The organism is Solibacillus sp. FSL H8-0538 (assembly GCF_038003525.1).
In the GTDB taxonomy this organism is placed as follows: domain Bacteria; phylum Bacillota; class Bacilli; order Bacillales_A; family Planococcaceae; genus JBBOPI01.
In genome coordinates, this window is record NZ_JBBOPI010000001.1 from 3,388,194 (window position 1) to 3,407,882 (window position 19,689).

Annotated in this window: 17 protein-coding genes, 1 pseudogene and 1 CRISPR repeat array; of the genes and pseudogenes, 1 reads left to right on the plus strand and 17 read right to left on the minus strand. The window is 34.4% G+C overall.

The window, feature by feature from the left end; all coding sequences use genetic code 11:
- Positions 1–108 precede the first annotated feature (108 nt).
- The 7 genes from MHH87_RS16205 to cas9 form a co-directional block, all read right to left on the minus strand.
- Positions 109–2,337, minus strand: a complete 2,229-nt coding sequence (locus tag MHH87_RS16205; RefSeq protein WP_340750259.1) for an S-layer homology domain-containing protein — start codon at positions 2,335–2,337, stop codon at positions 109–111.
- 404 nt (positions 2,338–2,741) lie between these two features.
- Positions 2,742–3,470, minus strand: coding sequence for a hypothetical protein (locus MHH87_RS16210; RefSeq protein WP_340750260.1), 729 nt, complete (start codon positions 3,468–3,470; stop codon positions 2,742–2,744).
- 262 nt (positions 3,471–3,732) lie between these two features.
- Complete coding sequence (locus MHH87_RS16215; protein ID WP_340750261.1) at positions 3,733–4,101, minus strand: AAA family ATPase; 369 nt, start codon at positions 4,099–4,101, stop codon at positions 3,733–3,735.
- A 55-nt stretch (positions 4,102–4,156) separates the two neighbouring features.
- Positions 4,157–4,919: a CRISPR direct-repeat array (repeat unit 37 nt; unit sequence AGTTTTACTACTCTCTAAAATTACATTGGTCTAAAAC).
- 103 nt (positions 4,920–5,022) lie between these two features.
- Positions 5,023–5,889, minus strand: a complete 867-nt coding sequence (locus MHH87_RS16220; protein WP_340750262.1) for a hypothetical protein — start codon at positions 5,887–5,889, stop codon at positions 5,023–5,025.
- Entirely contained in the window at positions 5,886–6,194 is a 309-nt protein-coding gene (cas2, locus tag MHH87_RS16225) for a CRISPR-associated endonuclease Cas2 (protein ID WP_340750263.1), read from the minus strand. The genes MHH87_RS16220 and cas2 overlap by 4 nt, the downstream gene beginning before the upstream one ends.
- A 22-nt stretch (positions 6,195–6,216) precedes the next feature.
- Positions 6,217–7,104 carry a type II CRISPR-associated endonuclease Cas1 gene (gene cas1 / locus MHH87_RS16230; RefSeq protein ID WP_340750264.1) on the minus strand — a complete coding sequence of 296 codons (888 nt, stop codon included), beginning with the start codon at positions 7,102–7,104 and terminating at the stop codon, positions 6,217–6,219.
- A 20-nt stretch (positions 7,105–7,124) separates the two neighbouring features.
- Positions 7,125–11,144 carry a type II CRISPR RNA-guided endonuclease Cas9 gene (gene cas9, locus MHH87_RS16235; RefSeq protein ID WP_340750265.1) on the minus strand — a complete coding sequence of 1,340 codons (4,020 nt, stop codon included), beginning with the start codon at positions 11,142–11,144 and terminating at the stop codon, positions 7,125–7,127.
- Positions 11,145–12,014: 870 nt separating this feature from the next.
- On the opposite strand from cas9, the gene MHH87_RS16240 reads away from it, so the two are divergent.
- Positions 12,015–12,239 (plus strand): hypothetical protein, encoded by a 225-nt coding sequence (locus tag MHH87_RS16240; protein ID WP_340750266.1) that lies wholly within the window; start codon positions 12,015–12,017, stop codon positions 12,237–12,239.
- A gap of 174 nt (positions 12,240–12,413) precedes the next feature.
- On the opposite strand, the gene tnpC is transcribed toward MHH87_RS16240, so the two are convergent.
- The 10 genes and pseudogenes from tnpC to MHH87_RS16285 form a co-directional block, all read right to left on the minus strand.
- Complete coding sequence (gene tnpC, locus MHH87_RS16245) at positions 12,414–13,964, minus strand: IS66 family transposase (protein ID WP_340748686.1); 1,551 nt, start codon at positions 13,962–13,964, stop codon at positions 12,414–12,416.
- Between the two features lie 63 nt (positions 13,965–14,027).
- A complete protein-coding gene (gene tnpB, locus MHH87_RS16250) occupies positions 14,028–14,381 on the minus strand; it encodes an IS66 family insertion sequence element accessory protein TnpB (RefSeq protein ID WP_340748613.1) in 354 nt (117 codons plus the stop codon).
- Entirely contained in the window at positions 14,378–14,572 is a 195-nt protein-coding gene (locus MHH87_RS16255; RefSeq protein WP_340748614.1) for a hypothetical protein, read from the minus strand. The genes tnpB and MHH87_RS16255 overlap by 4 nt, the downstream gene beginning before the upstream one ends.
- Before the next feature lie 431 nt (positions 14,573–15,003).
- A complete protein-coding gene (locus MHH87_RS16260; protein WP_340750267.1) occupies positions 15,004–15,177 on the minus strand; it encodes a hypothetical protein in 174 nt (57 codons plus the stop codon).
- Between the two features lie 66 nt (positions 15,178–15,243).
- Positions 15,244–15,312: pseudogene (locus MHH87_RS18970) on the minus strand (HNH endonuclease); the annotation flags it as partial.
- Between the two features lie 21 nt (positions 15,313–15,333).
- Positions 15,334–15,600, minus strand: a complete 267-nt coding sequence (locus tag MHH87_RS16265) for a hypothetical protein (protein ID WP_340750268.1) — start codon at positions 15,598–15,600, stop codon at positions 15,334–15,336.
- 393 nt (positions 15,601–15,993) lie between these two features.
- The gene (gene tatC / locus MHH87_RS16270; RefSeq protein WP_340750269.1) at positions 15,994–16,722 is read right to left on the minus strand and encodes a twin-arginine translocase subunit TatC; all 729 of its coding nucleotides are present in this window, start codon (positions 16,720–16,722) and stop codon (positions 15,994–15,996) included.
- Between the two features lie 46 nt (positions 16,723–16,768).
- Complete coding sequence (gene tatA / locus MHH87_RS16275; RefSeq protein WP_340750270.1) at positions 16,769–16,969, minus strand: twin-arginine translocase TatA/TatE family subunit; 201 nt, start codon at positions 16,967–16,969, stop codon at positions 16,769–16,771.
- Positions 16,970–17,256: 287 nt separating this feature from the next.
- Entirely contained in the window at positions 17,257–18,426 is a 1,170-nt protein-coding gene (locus MHH87_RS16280; protein ID WP_340750271.1) for a ZIP family metal transporter, read from the minus strand.
- 15 nt (positions 18,427–18,441) lie between these two features.
- Positions 18,442–19,458: a multicopper oxidase domain-containing protein gene (locus MHH87_RS16285; RefSeq protein WP_340750272.1), complete on the minus strand. Its 1,017-nt coding sequence runs from the start codon at positions 19,456–19,458 to the stop codon at positions 18,442–18,444.
- Positions 19,459–19,689: the final 231 nt, after the last annotated feature.

Here is a 19,689-nt window from a genome sequence, read left to right on the forward strand (position 1 = left end):
AAACCTCGCACCAATATAGGGTGAGATGATGTCCTTAACCAACTAAAAAGAGGAAGGACAATTAGTGTCCCTCCTCTTTTTATACTGTTAATACGTACTATTAGATGCTCAATAATTCAAGTATGTGCCTTTTTCAGCTAGTTCATATGCCAGGCGAATCGTTGAAACTGCTAACTCTGCATACGTCACTTCTCTGCCAGGGTAAAATTGATTTTGATCAGTTTTTAATATTCCTAACGAGTTTGTTATGGCAACATAACCAGCGTATTCTGGCTTCACCTTATTCGCATCCACAAAGTCTAGCTTATAAATATTACTATGTTTAGCTGCTTGCTCCAGTCCTAGAACACGTATATACCAAGCTGCTAATTCCTCACGAGTAATTGGTGAATCCGGATTAAAACTTGGATTCTTTGCATCAAGAATGCCGATTGTAACCGCACGCTCAATCACTTGATATAATGGGTGCTTCGAATCTATATTCTCAAAAGTTTGATTCATGCTTTCTTGTTCATACGCATACCCACCCTCATAAAAGTACGTAAGTGATTTGATGAGGACTTTTAGTGCTTCACCTTTTGAAATAGAGGCATCTCCATTAAAATTTTTGGCCTCCTTAATATCTAAGATTTTGGCATTAATCAAGTAATTCAGTTCTTCTTGTGCCGTAGGATGTGAAATGACAACCGTATTTTTTTCATCACCCGAGCTATTCCATTTGCCTGTTTTGGCATCTAAAAAACTATTTGCATTATCATTAAATATGGGTGAATAGACTAACTCATAATGATGTTTGTCTTCTTTATTTTCTTGTTTAATATAATTTAGTTTAAGGCTTAATGAATTTTTCAAAATAGCTGTTGCCTCTTCCGTAGACACTACTCCGTCAAGGGATGGCCATGTTTCAACATCCTGATAATTGACATTAAGGCTACTTAAGGAACCATCCGCAGCAATTCCTACACCAATATTATCGCCTGACACGACAACACCATTGACAATTCTCGGGAAATTAAAGTGATAACTACCTTGTCCCTCTTCAATGTATGGTTCATCTATTGGCTTAGCATAGTTGTGTAAATAAGATGGTACCCACTCTTTTAAATATTTTATTGCTTGAGTCGTCGCCTGTTCAATCGAAAGGGCATTCTCATTCTTTGGTTGTTCACCCATTTGTGCTAAAATCATGCCTTTTACATCATAATACTGCGTAATCTCTCCCGTTTTTTTATTAATTTCTAGGCTCGCACCATGTCCGCCATTCCCAAACTCGTACGAATATTGAACGCTAATTACTTCCTGCCCCATGTAATTTTCTAGTTCTTCTAAAGAGTGAATGCTTAATTTGACCTTATCAGATTGAATCTTTAAGACTTGTTCAGCAAATTTCTTAGCTTCTTCTAATGTAATGCCGTTTTGTCTAGGTGGCAGAAGACTTTCAGCAATCTTTTCGATTTTTGTTTTCGCAGGGAAGTCAGCAGAGAAACCGTTTGTTGTTTGCCACTTACCAGAAAGTGCATGGACGCCGAGTAATTTTGCTGTTGGTTTGTAAACAAGATGAACACTATTTTTTCCCGTTTGGTAATCCGTATTCACTTGATATTGTAGTTCAACAGAAAGCTTGTCTTTAACTTGTTCTAACATCGCATTTTTAGCTTTTACTTGGTTTACATCATCAAAGGTAGGGGATTCCATCTTGTTAGCATTCCTGTAAAATTCAACAACCTCACCATTTCCAAGAACGGTCACTTGAATCCCTTGATCAGCAATGGCTACTTTATTTTTCATACGAACGAAAGAAAATGAGTAACGAATAGGTTGTGTTAGTATTTGAGGTGAATAATAGTTATAGCTGTTATCAGTTTCTAACTGATAGTCCTCTCCATTAGAAAATTGCTTAATGACATTCTCTGCAATTTTCTCTGCTGCATCTTTAGAAACCTTTGCTGGGAATAGTGCCTCTTTTTCATTGGGAGGTTGATAAGAGAATTGCTCAACTTCTAAATCCTCTCCAACAAATCCTATATGACCGTATATTTGCTTTCCATTAACTGTCTTAGAGAAACTTAATTGATACCGCATCGTATCATCAGGATAATGATGGCCGCTACTCATATGAAAATCACTATTTGTTACGAAGTCAAATTTATTCGGAAACAACTGATGAAACTTCTTAATTAAATCATTTTTTGAAAAAACCGTATCTGTCACAGCGATTTGAATTTGAACTTTTTCACGTTGGCCATTTGTTGTTGAAGCACTGCCAATAGACGAAAACATGCCAAAAGATAACACAGAAGATGTTAATATAATTCCGAAGTTTTTAAATTTTACCAAAATAATCCCCCTTGAGTCGTATTCCCTGAATTGTACAGTAAATTCTGTCAATAAAAAATAGGAATTCTTTCTTTATATAATCCTATGAATACACCCCTTTATCCTTATCTTTTAACAATATTAATAGTTCCTTCGCATTCTACAAGCTCCGCAAAATCCCCGCTCGCTCCTAATTTATCAAGTACGTCATATGCTATTGCTTTGTCTTCTACTAGAATATGCCTCATCTCTATCTATTTATGTATGCAATCTAAGAAGTTATTTTGTGTCCATAAGGTTTGTCAATCACTATAATAATCCATGGTTTTTAGCTGAATAAATAATAAAAAAAGAACCCATGTTTTAAGGGTTCTTAGGGATTTAGTTGAGAATTGTATGTGCACCTGGTAAAGGTATTAATAAATTTAAATTGGCCCATTTATCCATTCGCAATTTGCACCATCTACCTCTTCACCGCAATATGGACATACAGGCCGCTCAATTTCAAAGGTTCTGTCGTGAATTACAACACCTAATAGCATACATTTTTTGCAATCTATAAATAATCCACGCATGTCCGCTGAATAATGGATGGATTTCTTTAATGTCTCAAAATTCCCTTCCGATTCATCAGATCCACCGGGATACTCACTGCCCAAGTAGCCATCCTTCCATTCAACTACATCCGCCATTCCGGTGTTAGAAATTTTATCAAAACTACTATAACTGTCTGTAATTTCATCCAATTCATTTGGATCTAGAGTAAAGGAATCTGTCCCTTTTTCAACTAAAAGAATGAGATAATCCTGAAATTTAATCGCCTCAATAATTTCACTAACGCCATTTACTTGGATTAGGGAATTTGTCGGTTCTTTTAAAATAATTTCACATATGTCTAGCCAGTCAAGAATATCATCAACTGTATAAGATTCATCAAAACTAAGCGACACTAGTACATAACGACCATCATTAACTAATAAATTGGCAAAGCAATCTTCCATTTCAACACTTTGCATCTTCAGTTCGGCAAATAAATCTTCATAATTTGGGATTAACATATACTCATAATAGTCCGGATATTTTCTTAATTCCCCTAATACCCTCGCATTTTTATAGTCTTGAAAACTGATTACTTTTCTTTCGTCATTATCCAATGTAATCCCCCCACGAATGAATAGTTCAAAAAAAATTTAACAGTATTGATTCAACCATAAATAATCCCCCTCCCAACATCCTAAATTTTCATTTCAGATAGTAAGAGGTTATATTATTCGGCTAAATCCACACATTATCTCACACAATGAGTATATGTTTTACTATTTTGTAACATTACATTGGTCTCGTATGAGAATCTCTAATTAAATGAATTATCGGATGAACAATTCGAAAGAAACGATTTTGGGCGGCTGTTAAAAATCAATCTATACCTGGCCCTCTGTACTTATCCGATATAACGGAATAATTTTGATGGTGGATTTTGTCCCACTCTGTTTTTTTGAATTGAAGCCCTTTAATACAATCATTTATCCATGCTTGATCAAATAAACGAAAACCTTGTTCCGCTACCCATTTTCGTATAATGAAGTAGCTATGTGTTGAGATAAACAGCTGTACACCCATACGCGCTAATTGTAAAAATAATTTTGCTAACACCGGGACTATTTTCAGATTAATATTGGATTCAGGCTCGTCCCAAAATAAAATCGTATTTTGTTGGACTGTTCCATTTGCAATCAATTGTACAATCGTTGCAATTTTCCGGTAACCCTCTGCTAATAAACCCATTTCTTATACAGTCTTACATACTAAACCTTGGTGCCAGCAAAACACGAAGAATCCTCAATTTACTACTATCTAAAATTACATTGGTTTAAAACTTCCCATTTGTCTTGGTCGGACGTGGAATGGTTTTACTACTCTCTAAAATTACATTGGTCTAAAACTCGAAGAATGTCTTTAGCTCTGGACTTTTTGTTTTACTACTCTCTAAAATTACATTGGTCTAAAACTTACTTCTCCGTGCGCTTCAATGCGATTGTGTTTTACTACTCTCTAAAATTACATTGGTCTAAAACTACATCACTGAACACATCGTTACTCGCATTGTTTTACTACTCTCTAAAATTACATTGGTCTAAAACATCTGTTTTATTGATTCGTAATATCGTCATGTTTTACTACTCTCTAAAATTACATTGGTCTAAAACCAATACTACTACCGCATATTGAGCACTTTTGTTTTACTACTCTCTAAAATTACATTGGTCTAAAACTACCCCTTATGTTCATATTGTAAATGTGGAGTTTTACTACTCTCTAAAATTACATTGGTCTAAAACAAATCATTCGAAAGCGTAAAAAAAACTGAAGTTTTACTACTCTCTAAAATTACATTGGTCTAAAACGAAGTCTTTGATTTATTTACAATGCATCGAGTTTTACTACTCTCTAAAATTACATTGGTCTAAAACACCCATCCTGGTTTTAAATAAATAGTTTTAGTTTTACTACTCTCTAAAATTACATTGGTCTAAAACGTTGTAGTTCCACAACCCAAACCTTATTTAGTTTTACTACTCTCTAAAATTACATTGGTCTAAAACCTCAAATGTGTAACTTTGTACTATTATTTGAATTTATTTTTATAAAATTACATTGGTCTAACACCGAATTTTAGTGAGTAGCTTAGTATCCATTGGTTAAATACTAAAATTTATTGCTTTCTAAAAACGTACGCCACCGATCACTTAATAACAATAAATCGTCATTAAAATCATAAAACGCTAAATCTTTTACTAGTTGTTCTAAAGATAGCTGCGAATGTGAATAATCAAATAGCATAAGTTCGTTATATAAACCGCTGATATTATATATACTACCATTTTCCTTAAACAATTTGATATTCGATAAATTCACTATATCCGCATTTACTTTTTTAGATGTAATACAGATTACTGTAACTTTTAAATCATTTAAATAAGCTAATAACTGTTTCATGTCGGCAATTGGCAAATCTGCTTCTGGGAAATGATAAATAAGCAGCTTTGGTCGCTTTCCATCTAAAGATTGCAGCCACATATCAATTATAAATTTACGATATTCAAATGCCGATACATTTTCTTTATTTGATGTTATTGTGATTTCTACTTGCTTTAATAAGTTTTCAAGCACTAGTGATTGTAAGTCAAATTCGATTTCAAAATCAGCAAATTTAATTGTCATCTCATGGAAAGTACGTTCAATTTCATTTTTCATATGTGTATAAATGGGTAATAACTGCTCGTCCATTTCAAATTGTTGTTTAATGAACATCATGATTTGTTTATTTGCATCTTTGGCTTCTAAAAATTCAAGTGCCCCACCAGTAATATTCACTATATCAAAGTCTTTACTTACCACATCATACCCATCATATGTCACTCGAAAATACATATCTTCCCGTTCTCTTCCTTTAATCCATTGTAGAAGTGTATCTCGAAAACGATATTGCTGAATTGCACTTCTAAATGTGAGGATATTCAACGTATTTTTTTCAAAAACGATTTCTTCAATTCCATTCGTATAAATGTTCATAACTCTACTATCCTTGAAGCAGTTGTTATTTGTTCTCGTTTAACCGGACCTTTACTAATGCGTTCCATATTCGCATACTGCTTTTCAGTTATTATCAAGGTTTCAATATGGCCTTTCGGTGGTAAATTTTGCTCTAGCTTCACCTTTTGTAATTGTAATGCCGAATGATTCAATATGATTTTTGCATAGATTGAATATTGCACCATTGCATAGCCATTCGTAACAAGGAACTTTCGAAATTGACGATAATATTTTCTTTCTAAAGCTGTATTGGTTGGTAAGTCAAACATAACAATTAGTCTCATAATTCTATGCACACTCCTCACCTCAAACTTTATATTTTTCAAATTTCATTATTGGGAAATTAAGTTTATCCTCTTCACCTGTATTCAAAAAATTTATGCAACCATCTATAAACATTTGTACAGCCTGCGCTAAATAGTGTTCTCCACTTTTGATAAATATTTTGTAATTCAACATCTCTATTATTTGGCGACGTTGTTCTTTCCCAAACTGATCAACAACATGTTTAATGACAATAAAATCAACAATCGGACGGAAAACCTCTATAAAATCGCTCGCTAAATTATATTGATTATATTCGTTTATATGGTGAATTCCTATTTCTGATAAATACCCTTTGCTTACAATTTGTCGCGCAATTAGCGAATGTAAAATTGTATAGCCATAATCTATTCCCCAATTTAATTCATCATCGGAACCTCGTGTAAATTCACTATTAAATAAGCGATTGAAATACACTTTGGCTGCATGTCCTTCACGATTCGTAGCATCATGCATTTCTACTTGCTCCACAAACGATAGTAAATCATCGTAGCCTTCTCGTTCTAAAAACTTCAGCAGTTGACCTTGATTATAAATCTTTTGCTGTATAATGTATTTCCATAAAACGCCTTTATACTCCTCGTTCCATTGAAATTGCTTAACAATATTTTTCGATTGTCTGTGGTGCCCATAGACTGACTGAATGACGGAAGAAGGAATATGTTTTTGATCGCAAAGTATCGTCGTAATCTTTTGATTAGATAGAGCATTTAATAAATGACCGGTAATAACAATACTAGGATTTTCAATCACTAATATTCCAATTTCTGAAATTGGTATTTTATTCACCTCATCATTAACGATTACTAAATTCTCCATCCTAAGTGACAACTTCGACTCTTTCGTTAATATTACCGTCCTCCATGTCATTCAATCGCCTCCAACTCTTTTTAAATCATTACTAGATTTTCTTTATTCAACGCTCTTTTACTATCAATTGTCCGTGGCTTTCGGTACCGTAAACCTGTAATTGATTCATAGAGAACGAGGATATCTGTGGGCTTAGGTGATTTTGTAATACGACTACCAAATTTATCCGAGCGTGTTGCACTTGCAGATGCGGATTTTAAAATTTCTTCTATTCCTGTATTAAAACCTTCAACTGTTTTCAATTCTTTTTCTATAAACGTATTAACCTTTAATTTGAATGTGTCTTTGTTAAAAATTGTATATTGGCTATAAAGGCAGTCTGCCACTTCTTTAAACAATTCAACCCTTTGTTCGTTCGACATTTCTTTTAAGACTACTTTATCTAACTTTTTCAAAATGTTCTGTGGGAGTTCAAATTGTTTTGCATTGTGTAATTCCCCAGAAGAAATAAAGTAAAATGGATGACCTTCGATTTCAACTTTTTGATACTTTTGTATTACCGTTAAAATCCTAGCCTTTACGATATCGCCTTTTACATCGCGACGAACTAAATACATTGCTAATTCTTCATCACTTAATTGCTCCAACTGCATCTTTTCAATTACTTTCAAATCAAAGAACTTAACCTCTTCCACGACACTATTCTTTTTTTGTATTTCATATGCTATGGCATATGTTGCAGTTTTCTTCACTTCATCATGCACAAATTTTGACGTTTTAGATGATGTATATTTTGCAGATTTTACTTTCGGTGAAAATATCGTTTCTTTATAAAACATTCCTTCACTACTACCCGTCATTTTAGTTGTTTGCCATGGTAGGTCGAAGAAAATTTGCTGTAAATACTCAATACCCGATACGTACTGATTGGTCGTCAAACTTTTGAATTTCGCTTCTTTGAATTGAGAAAAAATAAAGAAGTCATTTGTATTTTGGGCAATTTTACTCCACTTTTGATTTATTTCCTTATGCTTTAAATCAAAGTTTAAAAAGTTCGATCCATATTCATTAATAATAAATTGAATGAGTATGGTCGTAAGTAATGCATCTATTGCATGATGCTTATTGTTATAACTGCGGATTTTCGGCAATTTCATGGCCTTTCTATACTTTGAAACAATACCTGCCTTCACCAAATGTACTTCTGTTTTCTCGAACCGTTCATTTAATAAGTCTTTGACATTTTTTATAATTTGGCTTGTTTCGACAAGTTGACGAGCTATAAATTGCTCCTTGTCTACATCTTTAAATGAAGACTTTGTTAATAATTGATACTTCTTTGTTGAAATCAACTTTAACTCATTCAGTTTTTTCCAAAACGCTTGCATTTGATATTGGTCTTTTGCTTCGATAATCTCCAGAGGCATCTTGTTTTGTCCCACTTGATTTTTCTTTTGATTTGCTTCTGTAGAAACTAATGCCAAATTATCTAAACTATCATCTTTCACATAATTACGGGGCAAAATATGGTCTACTTCATACATGTGTAACTGATCAATATTCAATGCTTTCCCTGTATATAAACACTTCCCTTGCTGCATCAAATAGAGCCAGAAGCCTCGATCTTTAAAGCGTTCTTCCGGATATGCACTCATTTTTTTATAAAATACTTGTGCTTCTTGATCTTTCCATTCTTTCGCTAAATCTTGCCAAATAACTTTACGGGATTTCGGTTGTTTCGATTTTTCGTCCTTTCTTATCACTTCAATCATAATATTTTCAGGCTCTCCAAAAATCCCAACTAGTTCTTCTACAATTTTTACCGCACGCCAAATACCCCTTTTTAATGTTGGAGAACCTGCTAATTCTTGAATGTCTTTATACTGGATTTTATGCCCTACTTTTTGTTGCTGCGCATTAAGCATTTCAATTTTTTTTGCTAGATCTGTCTCACGAACCGATAATACTTCCATAAAGTTTCGTGAATACTTCTCCATATATTCAATGACCGTATCGCCATTGTCATTTAGAAGAATTTCTGATAATAGTTTTTTTGAAAGTCTCCCCCACCCTGTTAGCTTCAACTTACTTAACCTTTGAATTTGAATGGCTGTTACTTGTGGGTATTTTTCAGTTATTTTATAATTAATGATGTCTTTTTCATTGAATACTGTGCACCAATAAATAATTTCTTCAATCATTTCCTCCTGCTTATCTACATTCCCAAAAATTGATGCCATAACACGATAAACAGCTAAATTAGAAATAAAGCGGTCTTCTTTTTGTGTCCCATAAATTTTCTTCGTCTCGCCATATCCAAATAACTCGTCTTTAAATGGGCTTTTTTGGAGTTCTGATAAAAGTTTTTTATGTGTTACAGTATTGTTCTGTTTGAAGACATGCTCAATAATCCATTTTTTCATATCATTGCATAGACGATGCTTCCGGTCAGCGGGCTCGGTTTCAGAACGGATTTGCACGCCATTTAGTTCGTTCAATAACTCATAACGCTCGTAAAGCAAAGATGATTTTGGTAATACATCCTCGACTTTTAAATAAGTACACTTATTCGTTAAACGGTTAATAAACTTTTCTGCTGACACTGGTTTATTCACAACTTGATCAAAATTCCATGGTGTAATAGGTTCCCCATCTTGATTACGCTCCATCCAGCCAAATTCACCTTCTTTAGTTACAAGTGGTCCAATATAATAAGGGATTCGGAAACCAATAATTTGCTTTACCTTTTGGATGAAATCTTCTGTAATAAAATCATAATGTGGCTGTTGAGCTTTTAAAATCGCTTCTGCTTCATATAAATTGTTTTGGTATGGAATCGAAGCATTTTGAATACCCTTTTGCTTTATTAAAAATTTTTCATTACTAATAGCTATTCGCGCTTGTTCTAGTTGCTCTTGATGCATAGCTGAAACATTTGTTGCATTTTGAAACTCTTTAAATAATTTTTCGATTTCTTTATAAAATGACTCCTCATGCTTTTTCTCTTGTTTAAATCGATCAAGCTCACATAATAGCTTTAGATCTTTTGTTTGCTTAAATTGTGTTTGGTTTCGCTTTGATGTAATGAAGAATCGACGATATAGATTTCCATTGCCGTATACATTTATCATTTCTTTTAAAAACAATAAGTCTTGTTGATATTGGTTAAATGCTGCAACTTTTGCCGTTGCTACACATTTTTCTCCTTTTAATAATTCAAACAATGTAATTTGCTGATAAAGTGGCAGTACATTTTCTAGTAACTCCACTTCATTATCTTCCATTGTTTCTAAAACTTCGTGGAAATCGTCTGACGTAATTTTTGTGGAAACCTTCTCCTCTTTATAGCGTTGTAAATTTGAAGAATTCGGAAAGATCTTATACATATCTACTTTCAAGCCTAGTAACAACTTAAATAAATTTTCGTATTCACTACCAATTACTAGTTTTATTTGTTTCACTTTTTCCGATCTAGCCATTTGAGTATTTAATAATATATTTTTTGTTTGTTCAATATTCGATTGACTGAAATGTAGTACCTCGTTCTCAATAAAATTACTATAGACCATCAGTAACCCTTCAATTTGACTTTCTAAATCAAATGCATCCTCAGTCGAATTCCATTCAGTTCCTTCATTTAAAAAGTGCCCTCGATATTTTACTAAGTTGTGCAAAGCTAAATATATAAGTCGCACATCGATCTTTTGTTTTTCTTTTAGTAAATCTTCTCGTAAATGATAAATTGTTGGGTATGTGTTTGTGTTCAATTGTAATGACCGTAATGTTTCTGATAATGTACGATTTTCAAATTGATTATCATTTTTCCAAAAGTGCTTTGCATCCGATTGCTTAATAAATCCTGGAAATTCGGCTAGTGGCACATTAAAAATTTGTTGTAGTAATTGAATACGTTTTTTTCGACGATTGTAACGACGACGCATACCACGCTTTAGTCGACGCGTTTCTGCTACTTGTGCTGCTTCAAATTCATGTACCCCTATCGCAGCACGATTATTGTAGAGTAAAATTTTATAGTCTTCAGTCATACATACCCAACCTACACTTGCTACCCCAATATCTAAACCAATTGAATATTTCATCCAAAACACCCCTTTTTAGTTTACAAATTTTGTATTTTGTTTTACAATGAAGTTGTTACTACTCTGTAACATTACATTGGTAAGTTAAAATAAGCTTAAAGCGTAAAAGTTGACCGCTAGAGGTCTCCGCCATCTATCTTGCATAGATGGTTTTATTTTTTTCCTTATATTTACTTTTATTTTAATTGAACTACTAGTTAAATTCAAATATTTGTAAAAAATCCCCCTCACTATCCGATTCTACTTCGGATACTGAGAGGGATTTCTTTGTTTTTGCCTTATTCGTGCCTATAAAAAATTTGGAAAGAAGTCAAACTTAAATGCTGTAGCACTATATCATCGCTCACTCGTTTTGAGATGCCACCTACTACCGCTTCTGATATTAAGAATAGTGCTGCCATTATTTATGCACACGGCGTTGCTAATTCTCCCCCCAACAGTAAGCTCAATATACCCGAATTGGGTTGTAAGGATATAAAGATTTCATAGTCGCCTCCATTAGTTTTTTTGGTATGTGTAGCGGATTTTAGAGGAGAGTTGATGATGAAATTAAAATTAACCAATGTGAACGCCTATTTAGAAGCATTGAATGAAAAAGAGTTAACACAGGTCACTATTGATATATACAAACATGACTAAAGTGTTCAACAGTATTTTGCGCGACAGCTACAGGGAGATGCGTTTGCCGAGGAGCAGTTCCAGGCCGTTCTAAAGAAAATCGAAAAAGAAATCTTCCCAGATCGCGTTATAGGACAAGCCCGCCCTACCACTATTAAGAAGGACGTCGAAGCCTTTTTTAAATTAACACAGGATGACAGTAAATACGCGTCGCTGCTAATTCATGTGGTTGATTTAGGACTAGACTTTAGCGTGCGTTTCGGAAAAGCTTCTGCAAATTATTTTACCGCTCTCGTTAACATGTTCGAGACTGCGTGTACCATTATTGCACAAGACGAAGCACTATTTAAAAGCTTAACGGATCCATTTGAGCGCATTTTACAAAATGCAGAGGAAGCCGGCTGGGGTATGGATGAAGTGATGCATGAGATTTATTGGAATATGGGATTTCCGGATGAGAAAATTGAATTTGAGTGATGGTGTATTGTAGGGATGAGAAAGAACCGCTGCCAGGCGGTTCTTTTGTTGTTTTAAAGTGGGTGTAAGGAATTTTAAGCAATTAAAAATTTGTAAGCCCGAAATATAAAAAAGCGCACCTTTTCGGTACGCACGACGAATGGCCATCTATCTGAAATTTTTTCGGATAGATGGCTATTTAGCACATGTGGCTTGGATATTTTTTGACCAAGGCATGTAGTTAATTAAAATTTGGGGTTGCTGATGGATCGGTAAATTCGGCAGCTCTGTCATTAACGTTACTAGGTATTGATAGAAGTCGATACCATTTGCTTTTGCTGTTTCAGCCAAACTTAAGCAGATCGCATTCGCTTTAGCACCAGCTTCACTAACAGAGAAAAGCCAGTTCTTTCGGCCGATCACATTAGGGCGAATCGCATTTTCAGCTGGATTATTATCGATTTCAATGCGACCATCGAGCAGAAAAGCTTTTAACCCATGTACACGATTTAATGTATATTCGGCAGCTTTTGCCAAGGCATTTTTTCCGAAGAAAGGGGATTCATCTACCCATTTTAGAAACTTTTCTACAATCGGTTTCGAATGTTTTTGCCGTGCTTTTCGTCGTTTACCTGGTGAAAGATGCTTAAATTGACGTTCTAAGTGATACAGTTGGTCACAGTAATCCACACCAATTTGACCGTTTCTGCTATCAGCTTTCAGCCAATAACGTCGTACATGCGCCCAACAGTTGGCGAACGTGACATCAGGTAGATTGCCGTATGCAGAATATCCATCACAAATCACGGTTCCTTTAAAGCCAGCTGTAAAGTTTTCTAATACAGAACGACTTCTCGATAAAGCACTTTGGAAAAGAACGATGATTGGTCCTTGGCTTGGCACGCTTCGGAACACCCAATTGTAGGCATTCGATTGACCTGATTTACCATCTGATCGTTTAATAATTTGCGCATACGTTTCGTCCACATGCAGAACAGATTTTGCTGTTAATGTCTGCTTCATCTGCTCATAAACCGGTAGAAGCCAATCTTCTGCTGCACGAATGACCCAATTCGATAAGTTTTTGTCATTGGTAAGCAGACCAAATCGGTCCCACTCCTTCACCTGGCGGTAAAGAGGTAAGTACTGGATGAACTTATCGTAGATGAGTTTTGCTAAAACAGTAGGTCCTGCAATGCTACGTTGAATGGCAGCTTGCGGTGCTTTTCCACGTTTCATCTGCGCTTTTTGAGTAGTATCTTTTTTACAATGCCTACACTCATAAGCGTGTTCAATATGTTGAACACGCTTCATTGTAGCCGGAATGAATTTTGCTTCCTCACGCGCAATGGTCGTACCAGCTTCGGTCATTTGACCAAGGCAACAGTCACATTGCGTGTTTTCAGGATGATGGTGAATTTCTTCTATTTCAATCCCGTCACGAAAAGAATCATTCCGTTTTTTCTTATGTAATTTACGGACAACGGTATACGTAATCATTGCCGTGCTTTGTTCTTCTGTCTGCTCAGAATCGCTAAAAGACGGATCGTCTTCGAATAAAGAACCTTGTCCGTCTGGTGCTTTATACTTTGATTTTTCCGATTTTGAACCGTATAAAGCCTTGGTTAATTGGCGAACTTGTTCAGTCAACGCTTCGATTTGTCGATTTGACTGAGCTAATTGTTGCTCAAGCATTCGAATTAATCGTTCATTTTGATTTTCTTGCTTAGGAGAAACGTTCGTCAAATCATTCACCACATTTCCGTTCAGTATAAGTTATGGATGATTATACCACCTTAATAGGTGGGTTTAAAAGACACCTTTTGCAGATTTCGCAATCGCTTTTGGCTGCTGAAGCGATAAACCTTCTAACAGCCAGCGAAGTTCCTTTTGTGAAAGGTTACGTACTTCCTTTTCATCTTTTGGCCATTGCAGTTTGCCATTATCTAATCGTTTATAAAGCATGGCGAAGCCATCTCCATCAAAATACAAACATTTATAACGGTCTTTACTCGTTCCAGAAAATAAGAAGATGGAATCACTATATGGATCAAGTTTAAAAGAATCCTGAATGAGTGTTGCGAGACCGTCAATACCTTTACGCATATCGGTCTTACCGCAAATAATGTAGATGTTCTGCACGCTCGTAAAATCATGCTTCATTGATTATTCAGCTCCTTCACGATCGTTTGGATGATGTGCTCATCTACGCCATTGAAGAAAGAGATTACTGCGGTAGCTGTTTTAATTACGCAGCTTGGATCAGAAGGAGATTGCGGTGAATTTGTAAATGAAGATTCGTCAATGATAGGGTCTAGCGACACGGGGACAATTGTTAGTTTAGTTGTTGGCATAGAAAACACCTCCCTTATTTGATATATCTATCGTACCGGGAGGTGCCTGTCATATATATGCGTTATTTGATTACGGGCTTACAAAAATTTCAATATTTTTTAGGGTTAATAAATTTTCACTTTGATAACGAATTACCAAGGGATTAACTCGCCCTACCTTTTTTCCGCGCCGCATTTTTAAACGTGATTTGTCTCATTTGGCAGAATGGAGGTACAACTTATTTGAAATTAAGCGACAATGGCACTTATTTACCGATAAGTTGTATGTCCAATTCGTCGATTTTAACTTTTCAACAAAAAATATCAGTCCGTTATTATAAAACCCAAAAAAGAATCCTTGTTTCGAGAATTCAATCGGAATAATTCGGGGATTTTGTGTGCATCTTGTGTAGGAATCTTATTCTTATGTCTTTTTAGGGAGCTAGTAATGTTTAATCAAAAATATATTCTACTTTCTTGAGAATATCTAGCACTTCCACTGCATTTGTTTCATCATACAAACTAAGTTTCATAAATAATGCATCTAGTTGCTGCACAACTTCTTCTTTTAATAAATACATATCTTTATTATAAACAGGCTTTTGCATAGATACTTTAGCTTTCATATAATTACTCATACATTTTTTATATGCGCGTTCTACATCGGCAGTCTCTATAATTCCATGACAAGATGCACATAATGTTACTAAATTATCTTGATGATTCGGCCCACCTAATTTCCTAGGTATTTTATGATGGAAATGGAAATGTGTTTCTTCATTTCATACTACACATTTAAAACCATCTCGCTTACGTACTTCTTCTTTTAGTTCTTCAGTAAAAGTTTGTTGCCAAACATCTAAAAATTGAATTTGGCCACCTTTTTCTTCTACTAACTCTAGTATGTCTAAATGTGGCAGGATAATCGCTTCTACTGTTTTCCGAACCATTTCTCCAAACTCATATTCACTGAGTTCATCTACTTCTTTTTCAAAAAGAGGATTTTCATGCCCATGCATTTCCTCTTCTAAATCACAATTAAAATCCATCAACTTCGTCTAGCTCAAAATTAATGATAATAGGCTTTCTAATAGTTAAAATCTCTTTTTCTTTAGCAATTTGGGAAATTTGTTGAGCTACTTGTTCTTTAATATGTGTATCATTCAAATCGTCGTTTGAGCATGACGTATTTCTATTCTGCAAGACAGTCAAACAATTATTTGAATGAAAATAAAAATGAACCGTTATTTCCTTATGTAAGGAAGTAACAGTTCATTTTACAAAGTAATTTTCTTTACTCAAAAGACTTCTTTGATAAAAACCATACAAAAAGCAATAATCACAAAAGATGCTAATGCTAAAATGGTATCGTAATTAAAGAGTCGCTTTATTGAGACTAGCATACATATGGGGCTTACTTAGTTCTAGAAAAGAGTGGGTAGTTAAACAATTGATTCATCATTATTTTTTTGCTGTCGATTGTACACAAATTTAGATAAAGTGATGCTACCTTCATATAAAAGTAGTAATGGAATAATCACTAGAATATCTGATAAAAAGTCAGGTGGTGTAATTAAAATTGACGTAATAATTAACACGAAGTACGCATATTTTCTTATTTTTTGTAGAACATATGGATTAATTATTCCTAAACTTGTTAAAAACATAATCACGACTGGCAATTCGAACAGAATTCCAAAAGGTAAAGTCATGTGTAACAAAAATCGGAAATATTTTTCTGTTGTGAAAAAAGTAGTAAACATGTCATTTGACAATGACATTAAAAAATTCAGCACTAATGGAAATAGAATAAAATAACCAAAACTAATTCCTACTATAAATAGTATAAACAATGCAGGTACATAAGCAATAGTCACTTTACGCTCTTTTGGCGTCAGACCCGGTCGTACATATTGCCAAACTTGATGTCCAGCCACAGGCATCGTAGCAGCTAAAGCGACCACACTTGCAATCATTATATACACCATTAATATATCACTTGGTCCTAATAAGGCTAGCTTAAATGGTAAGTCTTTGACGAGTAAGCGATAAATATCTTGAACGTAAATGAAGGAAAGCAATAAGAACAGTAGAAAAAATCCTAATGTGATAATTATCGCCCTTCGCAACTCTTGTAAATGTTGTACAACTTGCATATTTTGACCTTTCATCAACAACCCCCCTTGAAAAAAAGGTGCAATATTTTATTACACTTCTTTAATTTATATCTTTATTTTCTTGCTCTTGGATTTTTGAAGCATTTTTGTCATCTGATAATAGATCTTTAGTCGAATTTTTAAACTCTCTTAATGTTGATCCAAATGCTCTTCCAATTTCAGGCAACTTAGAAGGCCCGAAAATAATAAGAGCAATTATTAGAATCAATATTAATCCTGGAATTCCTATGTTTTGTATCATAATATCCTCCATTTTTTTATTTTTTTTAAAATGATCACATATAATTTATCTAAACTAATCATTTAAATTAATTTCTTTCCCAAGCTCTTTTAAACCTTTATTTGTTTAAACATTGTTGAAAATCTAGGGGTGAATTCAGATTTTCGATTAATTTCATCATTACTACACAACTGATGTTAGAATATTCTTTGAACATATATATTTATGTCTTCTTGTTTATTCAGTCAGATTCCAAAATCACTCTTTTTTTCAATGGTTCCTTTGCAATTCCTTCGCCCCAGGACAATTTAATATTTAACAAAAAAGGCTGTAAGATACATGATTAATAGACCTATTGTAAAACCACTAAAATTTAACCAAGATACAGTTGGTTCTAAATGTTTCTTGTGATCGTTTATTAACATTTTAGTAATGACATAAATTACTTGTAAAATGGCACCTGCTCCAATCCCTAAGAACAAAGCCCCGAGAATTGGTGAGAAAATAAATCCACCAAACCAAGTTCCTAAAATGGCAGGACTTCCTGCTATTATTCCAAGTAATACGAAGTCTCGAATCCGAGGTTTCATTTTTAATAAAGGAGCGGCTATTCCTATACCTTCCGTAATATTATGAAGGGTAAACCCAATGATTAAAAATGTTCCTAGTGCAGCTTCACCTAGAGAAAAAGAGGTACCAATAGCCAAACCTTCTCCAAAGTTATGCAGCCCGATTCCGACAGCCATCAACAAAGCGATATTAAAAGGAGAATAAGCTTTCTTTTGTAGCTTTTTTTGTTGATACTGATCAAAACCAATTAACAATATGAAAGTTAGTAATGCTCCTAAAATAACCACCATATTACCTTGTAAAACCATAGGAGCTTCTGCACCAATTTCAAAACCATCAGACAAAGTTCCTATAAATAAGAATAGAAGTAACCCAACGGTAAGAGCAAGAATTGCGTTTATCCATTTTCGTGAGAACCGTTTCATAAATGGATACCACAATAATCCTAATGTAATTGGAACAACTCCCACATAAAAGCCGATAAACCCGTAATTTAGAAAATTGCTCAAAGTTCTTTCTGGAGTGAGAGTAGCGGCTGTAATTTCTCCTTCCGAAATAATTCCATTTTCAGTAATTATCTTAATTACATGCGGATCACCTTGCACCCACGGGTAATTGATCGTTACTACTCCTTCTTCAAATCGTTTAAATGTTTCTGTTGGAGAAACACTAAAATTCCATATTGAATCATCTACTATTACTTGAGATATCTTAATCGACTCTGGCCCGGTATTACTAATTGATAATTCAAATCCGTTATGTGTTGTGTTTATACGTTCAATATTTAATACTTCGATTGGGGCAGCAGGGTCTTTTTCAATACCAGCGCCATTTATCATCACCCATGCTACAACTACGACAAGTAGTAGTAGCGGTATTAACCCAGAAATTAACCATTTAACCTTCACTTTTATAAACCTCCTTTAATCTACTTCGAAAAATCCCATCCATCCTAACTCAGCGAACTCGCTTACATGAGCATGAAACATATATTTACCTTCAAATGGAAAACGAACTTCTATTATTCCGCGTTCACCCTGACATTGCATGATTGTATCTGTAAATTGAGATGGGTTATCGTTTCTACCTGTTGGGTAATACGTAAAATAATTAGCATGTAAGTGGAAAGAATTCAATAAATCGAATTCCGTTAAATTGCTAAGATAAATTCGAACGAGCTGATTCTTCTTGATTTTAATGGGGTGATTCATAAATGCATTCGCATATCCATTTACCGTATAAAATTCGTTTTCACCGTCTAAATCTAAATCATATCCATTCATGACCATGTTCAATTCTAGTGCCGGTTCTCTTGGCTTTTTTGGATCGATAATAAAATTACCATATAAACCTTTATGAATATGTCGGGCTAACGGGAGGACATGGCAATGGTAAACTTGTAACCCGTATGGATTAGCGTCAAATTCATATGTGAATTTTTGACCAGGATAAATGGGATCCAACCCATCCATTTCCGGTGGGTGAATTCCATGAAAATGAATAGAGTGAGGATGACTTCCACTATTAGTAAAGTGAAACCGTAAAAGATCACCTTCTGTGCAACGAAAAGTCGGTCCAGGAATTGTTCCGTTATAGGTCCATCCAGGAAATTTTATTCCTTTTGCAATTTCTATTTCTTTATCAATTGCCACGACATCATATTCCCTCAATATTTGCCCACTTGGTAGAGTACTAACTTTTCCATAATCAAAAGTAGTAAGTAACTTTTCAGCCATTAAATAACCTTCGCTTTTTGATAAATCAGTACTGCTATTGCCGTGATTCATGTGTTCATGTTTTTTTCCACTGGGTGTTGCCGCTTTTACAGCGGGCGTTAATCCAGTAATTGTATTCAAAAAATAACTTCCCGCTAATCCAATAACTCCTGCAGAACCCAATTTTAAAATATCCCGCCTAGAAACATTTTTTTCATTACTCATTTTATTACCTCCACTTTTGTCAATAAGGAAAATTGATTACTATAAGCCTTAATAATACCTACTAACTTACCTTCTTCAACTGTGACACTTACATTTTCCAACGCCTCACTACCATAGTAGGAAACATATTATTCTTTTATAGAAATGACTATTTCCCCAAATAATCCTTCCTTCGCTAATATTTAATGTACAAAACTTGCACGAGGACAACTTTTCATTGAGATATACACC